This is a genomic window from Kitasatospora sp. NPDC007106 (assembly GCF_040634455.1).
Taxonomy (GTDB): Bacteria; Actinomycetota; Actinomycetes; order Streptomycetales; family Streptomycetaceae; genus Kitasatospora; species Kitasatospora arboriphila.
In genome coordinates this window covers 1-1,695 of the sequence record NZ_JBEYFP010001101.1, presented here as the reverse complement: position 1 = coordinate 1,695, position 1,695 = coordinate 1, and the positions used below count along the sequence as shown (strand labels likewise).

At 71.7% G+C, this 1,695-nt stretch carries 1 protein-coding gene and 1 pseudogene; both read left to right on the top strand.

All coding sequences use genetic code 11. From position 1 onward, the window contains the following. Positions 1-842 (top strand): annotated as a pseudogene (locus ABZ641_RS36160) (L-asparagine permease); the annotation flags it as partial. Positions 843-948: 106 nt separating this feature from the next. Next, positions 949-1,695 (top strand): asparaginase (locus tag ABZ641_RS36155; RefSeq protein WP_359988718.1); only part of this gene is annotated, 747 nt, incomplete at its 3' end.

The window sequence follows — 1,695 nt, the reverse complement described above, 5'->3', positions numbered from 1 at the left end:
CCGTACCCGGCCCGTCCCTGATCACTGACAACGGCGGCGTCTTCCCCCGCGGCCTGATGCCGATGCTGCTGATCATCCAGGGCGTCGTCTTCGCCTACGCCTCGGTGGAACTTGTCGGCGTCACGGCCGGGGAGACCGAGAACCCCGAGAAGATCATGCCGAAGGCGATCAACTCGATCATGTGGCGCGTGGGCCTGTTCTACGTCGGCTCGGTCGTCTTCTTGTCGATGCTGTTGCCGTGGAACAGGTACGGCGCCGGCCAGAGCCCGTTCGTGACCGTGCTCTCCCACATCGGCGTCCCGGCGGCGGGCGGCGTGATGAACCTGGTCGTCCTCACCGCCGCCATGTCCTCGCTCAACTCGGGCCTCTACTCCACCGGCCGCATCCTGCGCTCCATGGCCGTCAACGGCTCCGCCCCGCGGTTCACCGCCCGTATGAGCCGCAGTCAGGTGCCGTACGGCGGCATTCTGCTCACCAGCGGCATCTGCGTCCTCGGCGTCGGCCTCAACTTCGTGGTCCCGGCCGATGCGTTCGAGATCGTGCTGAACTTCGCGGCGATCGGCATCCTCTCCACCTGGGGCATGATCATGGTCTGCCACCTCCTGTTCTGGCGCAAGACCCGCGACGGCGAACTGACCCGCCCCGTCTACCGCCTGCCCGGCTCCCCGTGGACCGAACTCGTGACCCTGGCCTTCCTCGCCTCGGTCCTGGTCCTCATGTACGCCGACGGCGGGGCCGCGCGCACCACCGTGCTGTGCGTGCCGCTGATCGCCGGAGCACTGGTCGTCGGCTGGTACGCGATCCGCGGCCGCCTCGCGCGCGCCGCCGCGACCGACGGCTGAGCCGGCGAGGCCGGGCACGACCGATCCGGCCGGGCACCCCCTTCGGCGAGGCCGTCGCGTGCCCCGCACCGCGGCCGGCAGCAACCAACCATCGAACGAGGCAGTGATGCGCAGCAGTTTCCCCGCGGACGCGCCCGCGATCCGTGAACCCCTGCACGCACCCGTCGCCCACGTCACCCGGGGCGGTGTGGTCGAGGGCATCCACTACGGCTCCGTCGTCGTCCTCGGTGACGACGGGGAGGTCAGGTTCTGCATCGGCGACATCGAGGCGGCCTGCTACCCGCGGTCGGCCCTCAAGCCCGTGCAGGCCGTCGCCATGGTGCGGGCCGGGCTTCCGCTCGACGGCGACCTGCTCTCCCTCGCGATGGGCAGCCACTCCGGTGAGGACCGCCACCTCGCCGGCACCCGGCGGATCCTCGAACTGGCCGGCGTCACCGAGGACGACCTGCGCAATGTCCCGGACCTGCCGTACGGTCAGGCCGCCCGCGACGCCTGGGTGCGCGAGGGCCGCCCGCCGTCCCGGCTCGCCCAGAACTGCTCCGGCAAGCATGCCGCGATGCTGTACCTCTGCACGCTCAAAGGCTGGCTGCCGGAGACCTACCTCGACCCGGCCCACCCGCTCCAGAGGGCGATCGCCGAGGCCGTCGAGGAGCTCACCGGGCAGCGCATCGCGAACGTCACCGTCGACGGCTGCGGCTCCCCGCTGTTCTCGGTGTCCTTGCACGGCCTCGCCCGCGCTGCCGCCCGGATCGCCGCGGCGCCGCCGGGCACGGCCGAGCGCCGGGTGGCGGATGCGCTGCGCGGCCACCCGGAGATGGCCTCCGGTGCTGGGCGGGACGGGGCCGGGCTGATG